Origin of the sequence: Rhizobium brockwellii (assembly GCF_000769405.2) — a bacterium.
Lineage (GTDB): Bacteria > Pseudomonadota > Alphaproteobacteria > Rhizobiales > Rhizobiaceae > Rhizobium > Rhizobium brockwellii.
In genome coordinates, this window is sequence record NZ_CP053439.1 from 1848377 (window position 1) to 1867165 (window position 18789).

General features: G+C 60.3%; 19 protein-coding genes and 1 pseudogene. 11 read left to right on the top strand and 9 right to left on the bottom strand.

Annotation, left to right across the window (positions count from 1 at the left end; genetic code table 11):
- Positions 1-73 precede the first annotated feature (73 nt).
- Entirely contained in the window at positions 74-1567 is a 1494-nt protein-coding gene (locus tag RLCC275e_RS09400) for an FAD-dependent oxidoreductase (RefSeq protein ID WP_033182582.1), read from the bottom strand.
- 44 nt (positions 1568-1611) lie between these two features.
- On the opposite strand from RLCC275e_RS09400, the gene RLCC275e_RS09405 reads away from it, so the two are divergent.
- Complete coding sequence (locus tag RLCC275e_RS09405; protein ID WP_033182583.1) at positions 1612-2136, top strand: MarR family winged helix-turn-helix transcriptional regulator; 525 nt, start codon at positions 1612-1614, stop codon at positions 2134-2136.
- 111 nt (positions 2137-2247) lie between these two features.
- On the top strand, positions 2248-2721 hold the full coding sequence (locus tag RLCC275e_RS09410) for a DUF2938 domain-containing protein (protein WP_033182584.1): 474 nt from the start codon (positions 2248-2250) through the stop codon (positions 2719-2721).
- Positions 2722-2986: 265 nt separating this feature from the next.
- On the opposite strand, the gene RLCC275e_RS09415 is transcribed toward RLCC275e_RS09410, so the two are convergent.
- The 3 genes from RLCC275e_RS09415 to RLCC275e_RS09425 are packed head-to-tail and all read right to left on the bottom strand — an operon-like array spanning position 2987 to position 5992.
- On the bottom strand, positions 2987-3628 hold the full coding sequence (locus RLCC275e_RS09415; protein ID WP_033182585.1) for a ThuA domain-containing protein: 642 nt from the start codon (positions 3626-3628) through the stop codon (positions 2987-2989).
- An 18-nt stretch (positions 3629-3646) separates the two neighbouring features.
- Positions 3647-4747: a Gfo/Idh/MocA family protein gene (locus tag RLCC275e_RS09420; RefSeq protein ID WP_033182586.1), complete on the bottom strand. Its 1101-nt coding sequence runs from the start codon at positions 4745-4747 to the stop codon at positions 3647-3649.
- A gap of 45 nt (positions 4748-4792) precedes the next feature.
- Entirely contained in the window at positions 4793-5992 is a 1200-nt protein-coding gene (locus RLCC275e_RS09425) for an ROK family transcriptional regulator (RefSeq protein WP_003559245.1), read from the bottom strand.
- Between the two features lie 202 nt (positions 5993-6194).
- On the opposite strand from RLCC275e_RS09425, the gene RLCC275e_RS09430 reads away from it, so the two are divergent.
- The 4 genes from RLCC275e_RS09430 to RLCC275e_RS09445 all read left to right on the top strand — a co-directional run bounded on the left by RLCC275e_RS09430 (position 6195) and on the right by RLCC275e_RS09445 (position 10454).
- On the top strand, positions 6195-7499 hold the full coding sequence (locus RLCC275e_RS09430) for an ABC transporter substrate-binding protein (protein ID WP_033182587.1): 1305 nt from the start codon (positions 6195-6197) through the stop codon (positions 7497-7499).
- A 78-nt stretch (positions 7500-7577) separates the two neighbouring features.
- Positions 7578-8516, top strand: a complete 939-nt coding sequence (locus tag RLCC275e_RS09435) for a carbohydrate ABC transporter permease (RefSeq protein WP_003559249.1) — start codon at positions 7578-7580, stop codon at positions 8514-8516.
- Entirely contained in the window at positions 8509-9357 is an 849-nt protein-coding gene (locus RLCC275e_RS09440; RefSeq protein ID WP_003539503.1) for a carbohydrate ABC transporter permease, read from the top strand. Before RLCC275e_RS09435 ends, RLCC275e_RS09440 begins: the two co-directional genes overlap by 8 nt.
- Before the next feature lie 23 nt (positions 9358-9380).
- Positions 9381-10454, top strand: coding sequence for an ABC transporter ATP-binding protein (locus RLCC275e_RS09445; protein ID WP_033182588.1), 1074 nt, complete (start codon positions 9381-9383; stop codon positions 10452-10454).
- 172 nt (positions 10455-10626) lie between these two features.
- Here RLCC275e_RS09445 and RLCC275e_RS09450 read toward each other — a convergent pair whose 3' ends face one another.
- Positions 10627-10806, bottom strand: coding sequence for a hypothetical protein (locus RLCC275e_RS09450; protein ID WP_033182589.1), 180 nt, complete (start codon positions 10804-10806; stop codon positions 10627-10629).
- Positions 10807-10825: 19 nt separating this feature from the next.
- On the opposite strand from RLCC275e_RS09450, the pseudogene RLCC275e_RS09455 reads away from it, so the two are divergent.
- The 4 genes and pseudogenes from RLCC275e_RS09455 to RLCC275e_RS09470 form a co-directional block, all read left to right on the top strand.
- Positions 10826-11125: pseudogene (locus RLCC275e_RS09455) on the top strand (IS66 family transposase); the annotation flags it as partial.
- 207 nt (positions 11126-11332) lie between these two features.
- A complete protein-coding gene (locus RLCC275e_RS09460; RefSeq protein ID WP_082229815.1) occupies positions 11333-11884 on the top strand; it encodes a hypothetical protein in 552 nt (183 codons plus the stop codon).
- Between the two features lie 485 nt (positions 11885-12369).
- Positions 12370-13137: an alpha/beta hydrolase family protein gene (locus RLCC275e_RS09465; RefSeq protein WP_033182591.1), complete on the top strand. Its 768-nt coding sequence runs from the start codon at positions 12370-12372 to the stop codon at positions 13135-13137.
- Between the two features lie 87 nt (positions 13138-13224).
- Positions 13225-13725, top strand: a complete 501-nt coding sequence (locus RLCC275e_RS09470) for a GFA family protein (protein ID WP_033182592.1) — start codon at positions 13225-13227, stop codon at positions 13723-13725.
- Positions 13726-13891: 166 nt separating this feature from the next.
- Here RLCC275e_RS09470 and RLCC275e_RS09475 read toward each other — a convergent pair whose 3' ends face one another.
- The gene (locus RLCC275e_RS09475; RefSeq protein ID WP_033182593.1) at positions 13892-14662 is read right to left on the bottom strand and encodes an alpha/beta hydrolase; all 771 of its coding nucleotides are present in this window, start codon (positions 14660-14662) and stop codon (positions 13892-13894) included.
- A gap of 165 nt (positions 14663-14827) precedes the next feature.
- Between RLCC275e_RS09475 and RLCC275e_RS09480 the strand changes: the two genes are divergently transcribed.
- Complete coding sequence (locus RLCC275e_RS09480; protein ID WP_245494063.1) at positions 14828-15826, top strand: AraC family transcriptional regulator; 999 nt, start codon at positions 14828-14830, stop codon at positions 15824-15826.
- A gap of 208 nt (positions 15827-16034) precedes the next feature.
- On the opposite strand, the gene kdgD is transcribed toward RLCC275e_RS09480, so the two are convergent.
- The 3 genes from kdgD to RLCC275e_RS09495 all read right to left on the bottom strand — a co-directional run bounded on the left by kdgD (position 16035) and on the right by RLCC275e_RS09495 (position 18744).
- A complete protein-coding gene (gene kdgD / locus RLCC275e_RS09485; protein ID WP_033182594.1) occupies positions 16035-16961 on the bottom strand; it encodes a 5-dehydro-4-deoxyglucarate dehydratase in 927 nt (308 codons plus the stop codon).
- A 32-nt stretch (positions 16962-16993) separates the two neighbouring features.
- The gene (locus RLCC275e_RS09490; RefSeq protein WP_033182595.1) at positions 16994-17968 is read right to left on the bottom strand and encodes a mannonate dehydratase; all 975 of its coding nucleotides are present in this window, start codon (positions 17966-17968) and stop codon (positions 16994-16996) included.
- 65 nt (positions 17969-18033) lie between these two features.
- Positions 18034-18744, bottom strand: coding sequence for a FadR/GntR family transcriptional regulator (locus tag RLCC275e_RS09495; protein WP_033182596.1), 711 nt, complete (start codon positions 18742-18744; stop codon positions 18034-18036).
- Between the last annotated feature and the right edge of the window lie 45 nt (positions 18745-18789).

The following is an 18789-nucleotide window of genomic DNA, read 5'->3' on the forward strand; positions in this document are numbered from 1 at the left end:
GCGGCTGACAACGAAAGTGACCTACTCGCAGTGGCGATTGGCTCCGGCGCGCGGTGGTGCTTTGCGTTGCCGCTTATGCAGCAAGGCCGACATTTGCGAGATAGGCTTCCAGAGCCCAGGCGTGAGCAGACGCAATGATAGCGCCGACATAGCCGTCCGGACGCACGAGCACCCAGTCGCCCGATGCCAGACCGTAGGCATCATGGAAATGCCCGCCTTCGTCGATCACATCTCCGCGCCGGCCGATCCAGTGGATATGCAGGCCCGGGCGCGACGGCACGGCAGCTTGCTCGGCCTCATAGCCCAGCAGCGTCCAGTGCGGCCCCTTGAACAGTTCGAACAGACGCGTCGGCTGGCCGGCGACACCTCTAAGCGGCGCATCGGGCGCACGGTCGCCCGCAAGCAGGCCGGCGCTCCGCTCCGGCTTTTCCAGCGCGAAGGAGGAGGCATAGCCGATATCGAGTTGATGGACCTCGCGGCCGCGCCGCATATCGCCTCGCTTCATGGCGTCGAGAAGATTGGTCGCCAGCCCGAGCACGGCGGCGGCGACTGGACGACGCTCTTCCTCATAGCTGTCGAGCAGCGCGTCGGGAGCGCCGGCAGTGACTGCGGCCAGTTTCCATCCGAGATTATAGGCATCCTGAACGCTGGTATTCAGACCCTGTCCGCCGGTCGGCGGATGCGTATGGGCGGCATCGCCGGCCAGGAACACGCGGCCGAGCCGGTAGCGATCGGCAAGCCGGGCGTTCATGTGGAAGGCTGACGCCCAGGAGACCGATTGGACCTCGATGTCGTCGCGGCCGCTGCGCTCCTTCACCAGCGCAGTCAAGCCTGCCGCGGAGAGATCGACTTCGCCTTCGAGCGGGATGGGTCCCTGGATCTGGAACAGATCCGTTCCCGCCAGCGGGCAAATGGCGGTCTGTCGCTGCATGTCGCCATCGCCGAAGCGATGCCAAGCGTCGCGGTCCAATCCGGTCAGAATGACATCAGCGACGACGGCGCGCACGCCGAGCGTCTTGCCGGGAAAGCCGATATCGAGCGCATGGCGCACGAAGCTGCGGCCGCCATCGGCGCCGACGAGCCAGCGCACGCGGACGGTCTCTTCGCCGGATGTGCCTTTAAGCCGCGCAGTCACGCCCGCCTCATCCTGTTCGAAGCCGATGAGTTCGCTGGCGAATTCGGGCCGGTGCCCCAGCTCGAGCAGGCGCTCGCGCATCACCCCCTCGGTCAGGAACTGCGGCACCATCAGGGGAAGATGATAAGGCTCGGCCGGCGTCGGCTCCCCACCTACCACGGCGTCGGATTCGCTGAAGCTGCCGTCGTCGCGATATTCCCGCTGCCGGGGATAGGCGCCGCCCAGCGCGACGATCCGGTCGAGAATGCCGAGATCCTCGAACACCTCCTGGCTTCGCGGCTGAATACCCTTGCCACGGGAACCGCGGAACGGGTCGTTCAATTTTTCGATCAGGCGGAAGGAGACGCCCCGCCGCGCCAACTCGATTGCCAGCGTCAGGCCGGCAGCCCCGGCGCCCGATATCAGCACGTCGACTGTGGAATTCTCTGTCATTGATTTCTCCATATGTGTATTATGCACATAACAGGAGAATCGGCATGGCGTCAACAAAGAATGTGCAAAATACACATATATCCGCAAAACTGCGCGAACTGCATGGGGCCTTGATCGAGATCGTCAGCGTCATGAACCGCCCGCAGCGTGACGAGCAGATGGTCCGCGAGGCGGGGATTTCGCTCGATCGCGCGCTGTTTCCGCTGCTCGTCACGATAGAACGGCTCGGTCCCATCGGGGTGGTCGAACTCGCCGACCGCGCCGGCCGCGACTACACCACCGTCAGCCGCCAGGTCGCCAAGCTCGAAAGCCTCGATCTGGTGGAGCGCCGCGGCAATGCCGCCGACCGCCGCGTGCGCGAGGCGGTCATCAGCTCGAAGGGCAAGGCAATGACCGATCGCATCGACGTCGCCCGCGAGCGGATGGGCTGCGCCATCTTCGAGAGCTGGGAGGAACACGACTTCAATGAACTCGTGCGGCTCATGCGGAAGTTTGCGGAGGATATCAGTGGCGATATCGGCAATGGTGCAGGAGAAACTGAGGGCGAGGGCGGACCGCAGGCGGATTAGCCACTGAATCACTCCGGAATATGGCGGGTGAATTCACCGCAGCCATTGCGCCGGCGCCTCTGCGATGATTTTGTAGCGTCCTGCAATCGCAACGTTTTCCGGTGATTCCCAATGTTCGATATTCTGTGGCGCGGCCTGGTGATCGGCGCCGGCGCAACCATCCTCATGGACCTCTGGGCGATCCTGCTCACCCAGTTCGGCCAGTCGGCGCCCAACTGGGCTCCTGTGGGACGCTGGTTCTGGCACCTTCGCCGCGGCAAGGTCTTTCACGACAGCATTGCCGACGCCGAGCCTTACGCTCATGAACTGGCGCTCGGCTGGATCAGCCATTACGCCGTCGGCATCCTCTATGGGGTGATCTTCGCCATCATCATGGGCTCGCCCTGGCTGGTGGCACCGACATTTCTTCCCGCCTGGATCTTCGGCATCGTCACCGTCGGGGCAGGGTGGTTCCTGCTGCAGCCCGGCCTCGGCATCGGCTGGGCCGCTTCCAAACACCCGACCCCGAACAAGGTTCGGTGCTTCAATCTGCTGGCTCATACGGTGTTTGCATTGGGGCTCTACGGCACGGCGTTGATCATCTGATCCTGAGGTCGGTCGGCTTCGCTCCATGAGATCGCCGCCTGCCCCTCATCCGGCTGCCGCCACCTTCTCCCCGCAGGCGGGGAGAAGGGGACATGTCGTGACCTCTCCGTTCCCCACTGGCCTCTCGCAGGGCACGTCCCCTCGCCCCGTTTACGGGGGTCCGCAGGACGGGTCGAGACCAGTGGCTCGACCCCGGCAAGGTTAGGGTGAGGGGCAGCCACCGCACGAACTGGATTGAGTTAGGGTGAGGGGCCACGTCTAGGCCTTACCGCGCAGCCCAGTTGGCGCCGCGGCGGAAGATGGTTTTCATCTGGGGAACGTCGAATTCCTTGGCCTGATGGCCGAGCGAGGAATAGAAGACGCGGCCCTTGCCGTATTTCCGCTTCCAGACAACAGGCATGACGACGCCGTCGATCCAGTAGGCGTGATCGCCGGTGAATTTCGTCGTCGCCAGAACCTCGTTCGAGGGGTCGACATGCATGTAATATTGCTCTGACGTATAAGGGAAATCGGCGATTCCTTCCATGAGCGGATCGTCGGGCCGGGTGATGTTGACGGTGTAGTCGATGATGTTGCCCGGATGAGCCACCCACTGGCCGCCGATGATGAACTGGTAGTCGACGGAGTCGCGGAAGGCATCGCCCGCGCCGCCGTGATAGCCGGCGATGCCGACGCCGCTTTCGATCGCCGTGGCGAGGTTCTTGACCTCCTCCTTCTCGATCTTCGACATCGTCATGATCGGCACGACAAGGCTGAGATCATGGACGGAAGGGTCGGCAAGGGCCTCGGTGCCGTGTTCGAGATAGACCTTGAAGCCGTCTTCCTCCAGCATAGTCTTGATGATTTCGGCGCACTCCTGCGGTTCATGCCCGCTCCAGCCGCCCCAAACGATTAGTGCTTCACGCATAGTCTTTCCTCCTGAAACTTATTTCGCCAGCCGTCCGTCGACGATGGAATCGGACAGCGGGGCAGGGCGCTCCGTTGCCGTGGTGATCGCGACCGTCCGGCCGGTCGCGGCAGCGGTGTGGAACGCTTCCATGACTTCGAGCACATGTAGCGCCAGATCGCCATTGGCGCGGTGCGGCCGGTTGGAGCGGATCGCATGCGCCATGTCGGCAACGCCGAGCGAGCGATAATTGCCGTCGGCATAGGGTGACGTGACCGGCTGGTCCTCGAACGAACCGCCCTTCTTCAGATATTCCACCGGGCCGGCGAACTTGTTCGGATCGGGAACGATCAGCGTGCCCTCGGTTCCGTAGACTTCCAGCGGCACATGCTTGTGGCCGGCGACATCGAAGCTCATGGCGATCTGGACGACGGCGCCGTTGGCAAAGGCCATCATGCCGGTGACATGGGTCGGCACATGCACGGGAATGCGTTCGCCGTTTCGCGGTTCGCTGGTGATCAGCCGTTCCGCGCGCGGCGTCGTTGCAAAACCCGCAACTTGAGAAACCGGCCCGAGAAGATTGACGAGATCGGTGATGTAATAGGGACCCATATCGAGCATCGGCCCGCCGCCGACTTCATAATAGAAGGCCGGGTTCGGATGCCAGCGCTCATGGCCCGGGCACATGAAGGTCGCCGAGCCGCCGACCGGCTGGCCGATGACGCCATGGTCGATCAAGGCACGCGCCGTCTGGTGGCCGCCGCCGAGGAAGGTGTCGGGGGCAGCGCCGATGCGGAGATTCCTCGCCTTGGCGGCTTCCGCCAATTTTTTCCCTTCCGCGAAATTAATCCCGAGCGGCTTTTCCGAGTAGGTATGCTTGCCGGCCTCTAGCGCCTGCAGCGCCACGGCAACATGGGCCTTGGGGATCGTCAGATTGACGATGATCTCGACCTTAGGGTCGGCGAAAAGCTCCTCGACCGTCTTGACGGGAACATTGAATTCCGCAGCCTTCGCTTCCGCCAGCTCCCGGTTGAGATCGGCGACGCCGCGAATGTCGAGAATGGGAAAGGATGCCATCGCCGTGAGATAGGCGCCCGAAATATTGCCGCATCCGATGATGCCGATACCGACCTTGTCCATGAATTCCTCCATTGATCGTGCCATTGATTTTAATTGTGCCGCCCGTCAGAGCGCCGGCCCTGTCGTGCTCCAGGGCGATTCGTAGAGTTCGTAGAGCGCCACCGCAGCGGCACCCTGAGCCCAGAAATCGTCGGTCGAATCGTCGAAGACGAGTTCGCTCACGCCGCGCAGTGACGGCGGAATGGCGAGCGCATAAGCATCGCGCAGGCTGTTGAGAAAGGGTTCGCCGAGCGCCAGGCTCGACCCCACAAGAATGACCCGCGGCGGCGCAAACAGCGTGACGATATTGGCAATGGTCAAACCGACCGCTTCGCCGGCGCGGATGGCGGCACTGATCAGCCGGTCGTCATCGGCCTTGATCAGCGCCTGGGCATGGTTCATGCCTCGCCCGAGGCGGATGGCCTCGGCAAAACGCCCATCAGCCTGTTGTTCTCCGAGGATCGCGCTTTCGCCGGCCTGGCTGAAAAGCCGGACGACGCCGTTCGGTCCCATGCCGAGCACGAGGTCGCCGAGATTGTGGCTGAGGCCGCCGGCGCCGCGAAACAGGCTGTTGCCGTGCAGGACACCCAGCCCGAGCGTCTGCTCCAGCGAAATCAGCACCATATCTTCGAGATCGCGGGCCTTTCCGAACCAGTGATGGCCAAGCGTAATAGCGTGGGCGTCGCTTTCGACAATGGTCGGCGTTGCCAGCCGCGTCGACATCTCGGCGGCGAAATCGACATTGGTGTCGCGAAAGATCGGGCTGCTTCTGATGTAGCCGGTGCGGTGCTCGATGACGCCGGGAAAGCCGAGGCAGACGCTGTCGACATCCTCCAGCGAAAGCCCGGCATCGACAACGCAACGCCTGACCCCATCCTCGACGAGATCGGCGATGACGCCGATCGGCTGCCGGTCGATGCGGATCGGCAAGGCGAGCTTCGACAGCACGTCGCCGCGGAAATTGGTGACGACGAAGACCATCCTGTTGGCGGCGATCTTGGCGCCGACCACGCGGGCAGCATCCGGATTGAGCTCCAGCATCACCCGCGGCCGTCCGCGCACCGCCTCGTTGCGGATATCGCCTTCGTGACGCGGCAGGATCAGCCCGTCGTCGAGCAACGAAGCGGTGATTGCTGAAACGGTCGTGGTGGAGAGTTCGGTACGCTCGCTGATCTCTATCCGCGAGATCGGGCCATGGCGCCTGACGGTATCGAGCACGTTCAAGCGATTGATCGCGCGCATTAATTCTGGATCTGCGGTCTTCATGGGAACTAGCCAGGCGAGCGTTTCGTTGGGGCGGAACCCAAATATTTTTAACGGGTTACGAAATAAATAGCAGGGAATTCAGTGGTCATGTCAAGCGCATTTGATAAAAATAGAGGCATTGGGTTGACAATATACCAAAGCTCCGTTGAATTAATCCGCATAGGGGAAAAATTGTGAGGATAGCCCCCTCGGAGGAGAAATCATGACTTTTAGGTTCAAGAGCGCCGCTTTTGGCGGCAGGCGTATCGCATCCATGGCCGCGGCCGCCGGCATGTTGCTGGCTGGGGCAGGTGCCGCTTCGGCAACGACGGTGGTCAAGTGGCTGCATCTCGAGCTCGACCCGAAATATGTCGCGGCCTGGGAAGACATCGTCAAGAAATACGAAGCCCAGCATCCCGACGTCGATATCCAGATGCAGTTTCTCGAAAACGAGGCCTTCAAGGCCAAGCTTCCGACATTGCTGCAATCTAACGACGTGCCGGATTTCTTTTTCAGCTGGGGCGGCGGCGTCTTGAAGCAGCAGTCCGAGACCGGCGCGCTCCAGGATGTGACGCCGGCGCTGGATGCCGATGGCGGCAAACTGCGCGGCGCCTATAGCCCGGCTTCGGTCAGCGGCCTGACATTCGAGGGAAAGACCTGGGCTATTCCCTATAAGGTCGGTCTGGTCAGCTTTTTCTACAACAAGGCGCTGTTTGCCAAGGCCGGTGTGAAGGCCGAGGACATCAAGAACTGGGCTGATTTTCTGGGTACCGTGAAGAAGATCAAGGCAGCCGGCATCGTGCCGATCGCCGGCGGCGGCGGTGAGAAATGGCCGATCCACTTCTATTGGAGCTATCTCGTCATGCGCGAAGGCGGACAGAAGGTCTTCGAAGCGGCAAAGACCGGCCAGGGCGAAGGTTTCCTCGATCCCGCGATCATCAAGGCCGGCGACGATCTCGCCGAACTCGGAAAGCTCGAACCGTTCCAGCCCGGCTATCTCGGCTCGACCTGGCCGCAGGCGCTCGGCGTTTTCGGCGACGGCAAGGCCGCGATCATCCTCGGCTTTGAAAATACCGAGGCCAACCAGCGCAAGAATGCCGGCGACGGCAAGGGACTCGCACCCGAAAATATCGGCCGTTTCGCCTTCCCGGCGGTCGATGGCGGCGCCGGCAAGCCGACCGATACGCTTGGTGGTCTGAACGGCTGGGCCGTTACCAAGAAGGCATCCAAGGAAGCGCTCGATTTCCTCGCCTTCCTGACGAATGCCGACAATGAGCAGGCGATGGCCAAGGCCGGCATGCTTCTGCCCGTTGCCGTCGGCGCCGGTGACGGCGTCACCAACCCGCTGCTGGCCGAATCGGCCAAACAGCTGGCCGGTTCGACCTGGCATCAGAACTATTTCGACCAGGATCTCGGTGCGGCAGTCGGCCGTGTCGTCAACGACGTGTCGGTGGAAATCGTCTCCGGGCAGATGAATTCCAAGGACGGCGCCCAGATGATCCAGGACGCTTTCGAGCTGGAACAATAACCAGCGCCTGCAGACCTCTCCTGGCGCTCCAGAGCGGAGCGCCAGCATTGCTGCCGACGAGATGCGAAAGCAGGACCCATGGCCAATATTTCAGTCCCATCGATAACCACGGCCGCCAGGCCGGCAAAAAGAGCCGCAAACAGCAAGAGCTCGGTCGCCCATGACCGGCTGGCGGTACTGTTGATCTTCCTGCCGCCGGCGCTGCTGCTTTTCACCCTCTTCGTCATCATGCCGATGGGCGAGGCGGCCTGGTACAGCCTCTACAAGTGGAATGGCTACGGCACGCCGACCGAGTTCATCGCGCTGCGCAATTTCCAGGTTCTGTTCCGCAATGCGGCTTTCACGCAGGCGCTGGTCAATAACGGCCTGATCATCGTGATCTCGATCTGCATCCAGGTGCCGCTTGCCATCTGGCTGGCGACCATGCTGGCGCACCGCATTCCGGGTGTCGTCGGTTACCGCCTGATCTTCTTCCTGCCCTATGTGCTGGCGGACGTTGCTGCGGGCCTTATCTGGCGCTTTGTCTATGATGGCGACTATGGCCTGTTTGCCGCCGTTTCCAACTTCTTCGGCTTCGCCAACCCTTACGTGCTCGCCGACAAGGACGTGGCGATCTATGCCGTGCTCGGGGTCATCGTCTGGAAATATTTCGGCTTCCACATGATGCTGTTCATCGCCGGCCTGCAATCTGTCGACAAGAGCGTGCTGGAGGCAGCCGAAATCGACGGCGCCACCGGCTGGCAGAAGTTCCGTTACGTTACGCTGCCACTGCTCGGCTCGACCTTGCGTCTTTCCATCTTCTTTGCCGTCGTCGGCTCGCTGCAGCTCTTCGACATGATCATGCCGCTGACCGGCGGCGGGCCGTCCAACTCCACCCAGACGATGGTCACCTTCCTCTACACCTATGGCGTCATGCGCATGCAGGTCGGTCTCGGCAGCGCCGTCGGCGTCGTACTCTTCATCATCTGCGTGACGCTCGCCTTCGGTTACAAAAGGATATTCATGCGCCATGACTGATATGAGCTCTTCCATCCGCATGAGCACGTCTACACGCGTTTATCTCTACGTGTCGCTGAGCCTGATTGCCGCAATCGTGCTCGTGCCGCTGCTGACGACGGCGCTCGGCGGCTTCAAGACGCTGGGCGACCTGCGCACTAATCCCTTCGGCCTGCCGACAGAGTGGCAATGGGCGAACTATACCGATATTCTCTTCGGCGAGCGCTACTGGCTGCAGATCGGCAATTCGCTGGTGATTGCGTCGCTCACCGTCCTCCTAACACTGATCGTCTCGTCCATGGCGGCTTTCGCCTTTGCCCATGTCCGGTTTTTCGGATCGTCGTTCCTGCTCAATTATTTCTTGCTCGGCCTGATGTTTCCGGCGGCGACCGCGATCCTGCCGCTGTTCATCCGCATCCGCGATCTCGGCCTGCTCGATACCTATTGGGGCGTGGTGCTGCCGCAGGTGGCTTTCGGCCTTGGCATGAGCATCCTGCTGTTTCGAAACTATTTCCGCAACCTTCCGGAAGAATTGTTTCAGGCGGCCTTCGTCGACGGTTGCGGTTATCTCCGCTTCTTCTGGCATATTTCGCTGCCGCTTTCCCGGCCGATCGTCGCCACCGTCAGCATCATTTCCTTTGTCGGCAGCTGGAACAGCTACATCTTGCCGCTGATCATGCTGAACTCGGAATCGAAATATCCCTGGCCGCTCGGCATCATGGTCTATCGCGGCGAGTACGGCACGGAGTGGCAGCTGGTGCTGGCCTTCATTACGCTGACCATTCTTCCCACCATCATCGTCTTTTTCGTCGCCCAGAGACACATCATCGCCGGTCTGACCGCCGGTGCCGTGAAGTCCTGAGCCCGAACCATTGGAGTGCAATCATGGCATCCGTTGAACTCACCGATATCAGCAAGACCTATGGGGCCGTCGACGTCATCCACGGCATTTCGCTTCATATTGAGGATGGCGAATTCGTCGCCCTCGTCGGCCCGTCCGGTTGCGGAAAATCGACACTGCTGCGGATGATCGCCGGCCTCGAGGAGATCACCGACGGCGACATCTCCATCGGCGGCAAGGTCGTCAACGCCATGACGCCGCGCGAACGCAACATCGCCATGGTCTTCCAATCCTACGCGCTCTATCCGCACATGACGGTCGCCGAAAACATGGGTTTCAATCTGAAGCTCGCCGGCGTTGCCAAACCGCAGATCGAGACCCGGGTGGCCGAAGCCGCCCGCATGCTGGATCTCGCCGAACTCCTCGACCGCAAGCCGGCCCAGCTTTCCGGCGGCCAGCGCCAGCGCGTCGCCATGGGCCGCGCCGTCGTGCGCAATCCCGCCGTCTTCCTGTTCGACGAGCCGCTCTCCAACCTCGATGCCAAGCTGCGCGTGCAGATGCGCTCGGAAATCAAGACGCTGCACCAGAAGGTCAGGACGACCTCGATCTATGTCACCCATGACCAGATCGAAGCGATGACGCTTGCCGACCGCATCGTCGTGCTCAATCAGGGCAGGGTGGAGCAAGAGGGCACGCCGCTCGAACTCTACAGGAAACCCGCCAATCTCTTCGTCGCCGCCTTCATCGGATCGCCGGCGATGAACATGCTTGAAGGCACGGTCGACGGCGAAAATGGTGGGCCCGCTGCTCGTCTCAGCGACGGCACGGCGATCCGCATCGCGCCCGACCGCAAGGTCAAGGCCGGCCAGGCCGTCACCATCGGCCTGCGCCCCGAACATCTCGTTCCCGGTGTCGCCGCTGGCACGCCGCTCGCCGGCCGGACGATGCTGGTGGAGCCGACAGGCGCCCAGACCCATGTGGTCTTCGATCTCGCCGGACAACAGGTGACCGCCATCGTCGACGGCGAATACCCCGCCCGTTATGGCGCCGTGTTCGAGGCGAGTATTACGAGTGATCAGGTGCACGTCTTCGACCGCGGTACTGGTGTGGCGCTGTAGACGGGGCGGTTTGTCCCACGGCTGTCTGATTCGCGGCGACGAGCGGGAACCGGGGAGGGTGCGGCATATCCTCTTCTCCCTGAGGAGAGAAGAGGGAGTCGAGAGATCGCGCGATGCCCGTTTGCGCGCAAGCCGAGTTAGAAGGACGGGCGAGATACATGGCTCCAGCTAATCAATGCTGTGATTTGTCTTGCCATTTCGCGAGCCGTTCTCGGCGCGTTTTCGAAAATTGAATAACATCGAATATAAAACTGTCTTCTTCCGGAAAGTCTTTCTTGATCTGCTCGATTTCCTTGCCATCGCGGATGCGCCAGGATCGCCGCTGTCGCCCGTGCCTGTGCGGTTCCGGCATGATCTTTCCATCGAACCGTGTGCTGGTGTCCAAATACGCCGATCATCTGCCGCTTTACCGGCAGGCCCAAATCATGAGCCGCCAAGGTATCGATCTCGACCGCTCAACACTCGCCGACTGGGTCGGTGGTGCAGCATTCGAACTGCGCCCCGTCTTCGATGCGCTGATTGCCGACCTGAAGCGCTCGACCAAGCTCTTCATGGACGAGACCCGTGCGCCAGTTCTTGATCCCGGCTCCCGCAAAACCAAAACAGGATACTTCTGGGCGCTGGCTCGTGATGACCGACCGTGGGGCGGTGGTGTTCCACCTGGCGTCGCCAGACAGAGACCCATTGGATGAAGGCGGAACTCATCCCAAACCGCTTGGCTGAAATCTAACGACGGCTTCTGGCGCAGAGTTGCCTGCCATCAAATCGAAAGTCTACCCGACAACGTGCGAGTGGCACACCGCTTCGTTGCACTTCATTCTAGCTTTGCATCAGAGCCATCTGAGTACATGATGAGGCCGTCAAGATAGGGGCGATTCATGAAGTGCATCTCTGAACTTTTGATGGGATTGGCGGGAGCGACGCTGGTCGTTATTAGCGCAGTTCACCCGGCGGAAGCTAACAGTGACAATGGCGAAGACCCATCTTGTGAAATCGTCAACTTTGCATACGCGGCAACCATGAACGCTACCCGGTCGAGCGTGACGGCTTATGCCGAGCAGGACGATGGATCTTTAGTGTTTATTGCCGATTTGCGAACCCAGTTAGGTACTAATTATCTGAAAGATTCAACGCGAAAGCAATGGATCCGTTACCCACAGACAAAGTGGGTTCCAGCGGACCGATTTGGTCCAAAAATAACTGACTGTGTATTTAAGGGTGATGAAAGTCACCCGGATCTCGCAGCAAAGCACTATTCAGCTATCCGTCATGAGGCACCGCATGTCTCTAAAGTGGATTTTTGGATTACGCATGACGATGGACGAATTGTAAAAATGCGAATTGGGCCGTGGGGGGTCAAGCTTAAGTCCGGACTAGGAGTAATTGAAATCCGGAAGTTCGATGATGAGGCATTGACCCCTCCGCTTTGATCCGCAGCCGCAACAGAGTTGCGCTTCCATTCGAACGGTATGTCCGATGCTTTTGTCGAAATCCTGAAGCGGAATTACACGCGAATATCAGTTCCACAGGACGCTGAAACAGCGCTCTAATCGCGCCGACGTCCAGTTTCCGTGAAAACCTTAAACCGCTGCGCCGGCACGTCTGAACTGGTGCTATGTGTAAATCATGTAATCGTCATATGTCGAAGCCCCGTTCGGCAACAACATCAACAATCACACGCTGATCCGGAAGGTGGGGCCATAACACCGCTTACAGTGCGGAAGTTGATCGTTCATCAAAATGATCACTATTCATCTGCGGCCTTTATTGTGCTGTCGCTTCCGGAATTTCGATCAAAAGACCGAAACGGACGGATGAGCGGCTAAGCCATTTGGTTTCTCAACCATATCCGCCGCCACCGGACGTTGCCAATGCCACAAGTTGCACTATTGTCTGTCCGGCACGCGAAAACCTGATGGTGGTTATGCCGGTAGTAACTCGATATCTCATTGACCGGGGTGACGGAGCCAAGGTCGAGCTTTTTCAAGCTCAAGCCGCAAGCGAAACGCCCGCAGGAGCAATCCTATTCGTCCACGGCAATCAGGGTGGCCGTCTGCTTGGAGGGATAGAGGCGGTCGACAGCGGCGCGTTGCTTCGGTTCTGTTCTGGTCTGAATATCACTGCTGCGGCAGTCTCGCAGCCTGGTTTTGGGGCGTCAGATGGTCCTCCAGATTTCTGCGGTCCCAAAACCCAGCAAGCGATCATAGCTGCTCTCGCTTTCTTGCGGGGCCAGCCTTCCGTCGATCCTGACCGAATTGTTCTTTATGGAAACAGTCGTGGCGCCGTTGCATCGGCCATGGTCGCCACCCAGGTTTCTGATCTGCGTGCAGTCATTCTATCCAGCGGCGTCTACGATCTTGAAGTCGCTTGTCACGAGAGTTCAGACGGTTTGCGGTGGGCTATCGAGAAAGAGGCGGGCCTATCGAGAGAGGCCTTTCTGGCTCGCTCTGCATTGCATTATGCGCCCGAAGTTCGGTCTGAGACGCTGTTGCTGCATGGAAAGCATGACGACCGTGCTCCCGTTGCCCAAGCCGAACTCTTCTCAAAAGCTCTGTCCAATGCCGGAGTCCTGGCGACGCTTCACGTCTTTGACTGTGGACATCAAATTCCGAGGAACCACATGCAGGGAGTTCTCAGGCCCTTCCTGCAAAGGGTGTTCAATCCCGTCGTAACGTACCACTAAGGCAGCGTGACAGCTTCGGGCAGCGGGAAAGTGGCGAAAACCCAAAAGAGATCAAGCCCAAACCCGCCTCTTGAAGGAGAAGAAAAAATGAAACGCATCGAGATGGAGGTGAGCGGCGGCTGCCAGTGCGGTGCCGTGCGCTACCACGCGACCGCTGTGCATGACAATTCGCATCTCTGCCATTGCCGCATGTGCCAGAAAGCCGCGGGCAACATCTTTGCCGCGCTCGTCGCCGCGCCCGATGATGCGCTCAGCTGGACACGCGGCAAGCCGAGCGTCTGGAAGAGCTCGGAGCTTGTCGAGCGCGGCTTCTGCGCCAATTGCGGCACGCCATTGTTCTTCCACCACCTCGAAAACGGTCGCACCAACCTGATGATCGGTTCGCTTGACGATCCACACGCCTTCGCGCCGCTTGCCAATACCTGCACCGAGAACATGGTGGCATGGTTCGATACGATCACGGGCATAGAAAATACCGGTGCGACCGAAGACAACGGCGCCGACTGGGCCGCGGCGATCACGGAGAGCAACAACCAGCACCCCGATCACGACACCACCTCATGGGCGGTGAGGGGGCGTGATGGCTGAGTCCTATTCCGGGAGTTGCCAGTGCGGCGCTGTCCGAGGCCATGGCGCGTGGGCAGTAGTGTTGCCGGTGATATGGGGTCAGCGCTGCGAGTGCGACCCTGCGGGATCGTTGCACATCGATGCTACCGACCACCGCTAGGCGGGCGATAGCATCGGTTGACGAGGGCTACTTTGCTCCTGCGGCCGCTTCTATGACCGCAGCCACTTCCTTGGCGTGCGAGGCCAGCGAGGCGTGGCTACCCTCGACCGTCGTCACCTTGGCCTTCATCCGTTCGGCAAAGAAAGCCTGTGCGTGGGGATCAAGCACGAGGTCCTTGGAGCTCAGGACGTACCAGCTTGGCTTGTCGTGCCATGCCGCGACCTCAGCAGGCGCATCGAAGGCAGTGTGGTTGATCGGCATCTGGTGCGCTGCCAGATGTTCACCGATCTTCTTGGGCAGGTCGCCCGCCACTGCACTGGGGAATACTGCAGGATCGATGGTCAAGTAACCCTTTGCGTCGGGCCGAATGGCTGCCGCTCCGGGGGTTGCCGGACCGCTGGCTGCCAATGCTGTGATGGTTTCACCTTTCTCGGGCGCAAAGGCCGAGACATAGACGAGTGATGCCACCTTGGCGTTGTCACCCGCCTCGCCGATCACCACGCCACCCCAGGAATGGCCCACCAGGACAACCGGGCCATTTTGCGCATCCAGCACCGCATTGGTGGCAGCGACGTCGTCAGCAAGCGAGGTCAATGGGTTCTTTACCGCAGTCACCTTGTAGCCCTTGGCGGTCAGGATTGCAGCGACGCCGTCCCAACTGGTTTCGTCGACGAAGGCGCCGTGAACAAGAACGATATTCTTGATTGTTTGATCCGGGAGAGCCGGCTGGGCCCCTGCGGGTGCAGCACCAAGCATGGCGGTCGTTAACATTAGGGCGGACATAAGAATAGATTTCATTTGGAGCTCCTACAGGGCGCATCAGCGCGATTGCTTAATTCGGATAATCTGCAATGCTGTCGGCTACGCGACCGCAGGAAGACCAGGATGGCCTTGCCTTCGCGGAAACACTTGAACCGCCAGATAATTCCTCGTTGAAGACAAACCAAACTAGGGCTTACCGAGATGGATCACCATGACCAGAGCCCCGCAATGCATGCTCCGTCGTCCAAAAATGCGATCATGCTCGCCTCTCGGGTGGATCTGCTCTCCCAGATTTTGGCCATGGTCAGCCTGCATGGCGAAATCGTCTTTACAGTCGAGCTCAGCCAACCATGGGCGCTACGCTTTCATCCAGGAGCGGCTTATTTCTTCATCGTGCTCGAAGGGGGCCTGACGGTCGTGAACGATCAGGGCCATGCCTTGCAGGTGGCAACTGGCGATCTGATCATGCTGCCGCGAGGCCTTGGGCACGGCTTGAGCGATGGCGAGTGTGCAACTGAGGCTGACTTGGCAGCCCTGATGGCGGCGCAGGTTACCGCCGAAAAACTCAATGTCTCCCACGGCGGAGGCGGCCAACAGACCAAGCTTATCGCTGGAGCCTTACGGTTCGAAAGCGCTTCCGTGCCCTGGCTCGTATCGGCACTGCCGTCGGTCATTCACATTCCAAAAGCCAGCGGCGAGACCGCCGGATGGGCCGAGGGTCTTGGCTACTTCATGATGAAGGAAGCCCAGGAGGTGTATCCCGGCGCGTCCATCATGATTTCACGGCTGATCGACGTGCTGGTGATCAGTATCCTGCGTAGCTGGGTGCGGATGGAGCGGGGCGGCAATGTCGGCTGGCTTGGAGCGCTCGGGGATACGCGCATCAGCCGCTCGCTCAAGGCCATCCACGACGAACCTTATCGGCGCTGGACCGTGCTCGATCTGGCTCGCGTGGCGGGCCTGTCCCGGTCCGGCTTCGCGGCGCGATTTACAGCATTGGTGAAAGAAGCGCCACTTTCCTACCACAGCCGCTGGCGGCTGACGCTCGCCTTGGGCTTGATGCGCCAGCCTGATGCCAAGGTTGGGTCGGTCGCCAGGCAAGTGGGCTATGATTCCGAAGCAGCCTTCAGCCGAGCCTTCAAGGCGCAGTTTGGTTTTGCGCCCATGAATGCCAAATCGACAACTATTCAGGATCGATGATGGTGTAGATCCGGCGCAATGCATACCAGATTATAACGCGCAAATGTCGGACGTGGGGTCGAATGCCGAATGGCAGCTTCTGCTGAACTCGCTCCGATAACAGACGCGCCGCTTCCGGCCCCGTAGCAGTCGTCTATCCAAGCCGAGCCGATGTCCGTGCGAACCGGACAGCCGCCGGGCCACCCCAGCGGCCTACTGCCGCGATATATTATTCCGCCGCGATCCGTGTGACGCCGTTGGCCTGAACGATCTTTTCCAGCAGCGCGAGCTCGTCCTGGGTAAGATCCGTCAGAGGCGGGCGCACGGGGCCCGGGTTCTGCCCGAGGACACGAAGGCCGGCCTTGATGATCGAGACGGCATATCCCTTCTTGCGGTTGCGCAAGGCGACGAAGGGGAAGAAGAAGCTCTTCAGGATCTCGTCGACCGTTGCCTGATCGCCGGTGCGCAAGGCGCCGTAAAAGCGCTGGGCAAGCGCGGGCACGAAGTTGAAAACGGCCGATGAATAGGTCGTCACGCCTGCGGCGAAATAGGCCTGGGCATAAACCTCATGCGTCGGCATGCCGCCGACATAGACGAGACGGTCGCCAAGCAGGGTGGTGATCTCGATCACCTTGTCGACATCGCCGACGCCGTCCTTGAAGCCGATCAGGTTCGGGCATTCCTCTGCTAGGCGCGCGATGCTGTCGGCGGTCAGGACGGCATTGTCGCGATTATAGACGATGACGCCGGTGCCGACCGATTGGCAGACTGCCTTGACGTGAGCGATGAGTCCCGCCTGTTCGGCAAACATCAGATAGGGCGGCAGCAGCAGCAGTCCGTCCGCTCCGGCCTTCTCGGCCGCGACTGCGATCTCGATGGCGAGCGACGTGCCGTAGCCGGTTCCCGAAATGATCGGCGTCTTGCCGGCCGATGCCTTGGCGGCCCGGATCACCTGCGGAATCTCGGCCGGATTAAGTGAGAAGAATTCACCGGTGCCGCCGGCGGCAAACAGTGCAGCGGCGTCATAACCTGCAAGCCACTCGACATGGCGGCGGTACTTCGCTTCGTCAAATTTCAGTTGATCGTCGAAATGCGTAACCGGAAACGACAGGAGACCACTACCGACGGCCTTCTTCAATTCAATCGGGTTCATCATCAAGTCCTACTTCTTACGTGTTGAAAACCGGGTCACTCGCTGTCGAGCACTTGCAGAAGTGCGGCGATATAGCCGTAGCAGAAGGCAAATGCGGTGGCGGTTGGATCCTTGCCGCTGACGGTCGGCACATGGTCGGGCATCAGCATGTATTTGAAGCCCACCTCCTTGTAGATTCTGGCGGAGCGGACCATGTCCATGTCGCCTTCTTCAGGGAAGGTTTCCATGAAGGACAGCTTGCCGCCGCGAATATTGCGGAAGTGAACATTGAAGATCTTGCCGCGCTGGCCGAACCAGCGGATGACATCGTCGATTTCCTTGCCGGGATTTTCCAGCATCTCGCCGATCGAACCCTGGCAGAAATTGAGGCCATGATAAGGGTTTTCGCGCATCAGCACGAATTTCTTCAGGCCTTCCACCGTACCGAGCACACGCGTGACACCGCGATAGCCCGGCGGCGTATAGGGATCGTGCGGATGGCAGGCGAGCCGGACGCGGTTGCTTGCAGCGACAGGAACGACGCGTTCCAGGAAATAGTCGATCCGTTCCCAGTTTTCGTCTTCGGAAAGCACGCCGGCAAGGCCGGGCTCGGCCTGCTGATCCGTCTTATCCCAGCGGAAGCTTGCATTCAGCGATCCGCCGCGTCCCGGTTCATCCGGCGTACGGGGAATGCCGATCAGGTTGAGATTGTACTTCACCGCAGGAATGCCGGCGGCGGCGGTATTCTCGATCAACTTGCAGACGGCGTCGATCTGTCTGTCGCGCTCGGGGCCGGCAAGCAGGATATCAGGATAGGAAGCCTTCTCGATCGGCTGCGAGGGCAGCGGCAACTGGATCATGTCGAGGATCAGGCCGAAGCTTTCGACCTTGTCGCGATGGCGCTCGAGATCGGAGAGCGTCCAGCTGCTCGGTTTCCCCGGCGGGTCGGCATTGATATGCTTCACGCCCAGTTGCGCGAAGATACGATAATCGTCGTCATCCAGCGCTGCGACCTGTGTTCCCAGATACATTTGAGTCTCTTTCAAAATTATCCAATGTCATATGACATAATATGAATTTCGTAGAGTGTCGAGCCCTATTGCTGCTCGGCGAGCATGCGATAACGGCGTTGGCTGGCCAGCATATGCGCCCGCATTGCCTGTCTCGCCCGCTCCGGATCTTGATCGGCGATCGCTGACAGGATCTCGACATGTTCGGCATAGACCTTCTGAAGATAGTCGCGGTCATTGGCTTCGGGAAGCGTCGGAAATTGGCCGCGGGGAATGGCTTTTGGGCCGAATTGGCGCAAGACGGCAACATAGAATCGGTTGTTCGTGGCGGCGGCGATTGCCATGTGGAAGGCATAATCCGCCTCCACCGTCTGCTGTCCCGTCTCGATCAGGTTCGCCATCCTGCGGTTGGCATCGCGGATCGCCGCTTCCTGCTCGGCGGTGCGGCGATAGGCGGCGATCGCCGCCGCTTCACCCTCGGCGGCCATGCGAAACTCCAGCAATTCCAGGGTTTCCGGAATGCTCTTGATTTCCACTGGTGTTAAGGAAAGCATTGAATGCGACTTCGGATCCGCGACGAAGACGCCTTTGCCCTGGATCGGCTTGACGAAGCCAGCCGACCTCAGATCGGCTATCGCCTCGCGCACCACGGTGCGGCTGACGCCGAATGACGCTTCAAGCTGCGGCTCGGTCGGCAGCTGGTCGCCGACGCGCAGCTTCCCCGTTTCGATTTGCGCCCGCAGCTGATCGATAACCTGTTGCGCCAGTCTTTGCCGGCCCCGGCTGAGTGTCGTCATTTCGGCTCCCCCAATCCCTTCGCATCAAGTCTCTGTCGCCCGGGA

Bases quoted from the DNA above. Each gene is read 5' to 3' on its own strand.
- RLCC275e_RS09445 (WP_033182588.1), top strand. From the start codon at position 9,381: ATGGCATCCGTTGAACTCACCGATATCAGCAAGACCTATGGGGCCGTC.
- RLCC275e_RS09435 (WP_003559249.1), top strand. From the start codon at position 7,578: ATGGCCAATATTTCAGTCCCATCGATAACCACGGCCGCCAGGCCGGCA.
- RLCC275e_RS09420 (WP_033182586.1), bottom strand. From the start codon at position 4,747: ATGGACAAGGTCGGTATCGGCATCATCGGATGCGGCAATATTTCGGGC.
- RLCC275e_RS09415 (WP_033182585.1), bottom strand. From the start codon at position 3,628: ATGCGTGAAGCACTAATCGTTTGGGGCGGCTGGAGCGGGCATGAACCG.
- RLCC275e_RS09460 (WP_082229815.1), top strand. From the start codon at position 11,333: ATGAAGTGCATCTCTGAACTTTTGATGGGATTGGCGGGAGCGACGCTG.
- RLCC275e_RS09470 (WP_033182592.1), top strand. From the start codon at position 13,225: ATGAAACGCATCGAGATGGAGGTGAGCGGCGGCTGCCAGTGCGGTGCC.
- RLCC275e_RS09475 (WP_033182593.1), bottom strand. From the start codon at position 14,662: ATGAAATCTATTCTTATGTCCGCCCTAATGTTAACGACCGCCATGCTT.
- RLCC275e_RS09440 (WP_003539503.1), top strand. From the start codon at position 8,509: ATGACTGATATGAGCTCTTCCATCCGCATGAGCACGTCTACACGCGTT.
- RLCC275e_RS09480 (WP_245494063.1), top strand. From the start codon at position 14,828: ATGGATCACCATGACCAGAGCCCCGCAATGCATGCTCCGTCGTCCAAA.
- RLCC275e_RS09450 (WP_033182589.1), bottom strand. From the start codon at position 10,806: ATGCCGGAACCGCACAGGCACGGGCGACAGCGGCGATCCTGGCGCATC.
- RLCC275e_RS09490 (WP_033182595.1), bottom strand. From the start codon at position 17,968: ATGTATCTGGGAACACAGGTCGCAGCGCTGGATGACGACGATTATCGT.
- RLCC275e_RS09400 (WP_033182582.1), bottom strand. From the start codon at position 1,567: ATGACAGAGAATTCCACAGTCGACGTGCTGATATCGGGCGCCGGGGCT.
- RLCC275e_RS09410 (WP_033182584.1), top strand. From the start codon at position 2,248: ATGTTCGATATTCTGTGGCGCGGCCTGGTGATCGGCGCCGGCGCAACC.
- RLCC275e_RS09405 (WP_033182583.1), top strand. From the start codon at position 1,612: ATGGCGTCAACAAAGAATGTGCAAAATACACATATATCCGCAAAACTG.
- RLCC275e_RS09495 (WP_033182596.1), bottom strand. From the start codon at position 18,744: ATGACGACACTCAGCCGGGGCCGGCAAAGACTGGCGCAACAGGTTATC.
- kdgD (WP_033182594.1), bottom strand. From the start codon at position 16,961: ATGATGAACCCGATTGAATTGAAGAAGGCCGTCGGTAGTGGTCTCCTG.
- RLCC275e_RS09465 (WP_033182591.1), top strand. From the start codon at position 12,370: ATGGTGGTTATGCCGGTAGTAACTCGATATCTCATTGACCGGGGTGAC.
- RLCC275e_RS09425 (WP_003559245.1), bottom strand. From the start codon at position 5,992: ATGAAGACCGCAGATCCAGAATTAATGCGCGCGATCAATCGCTTGAAC.
- RLCC275e_RS09430 (WP_033182587.1), top strand. From the start codon at position 6,195: ATGACTTTTAGGTTCAAGAGCGCCGCTTTTGGCGGCAGGCGTATCGCA.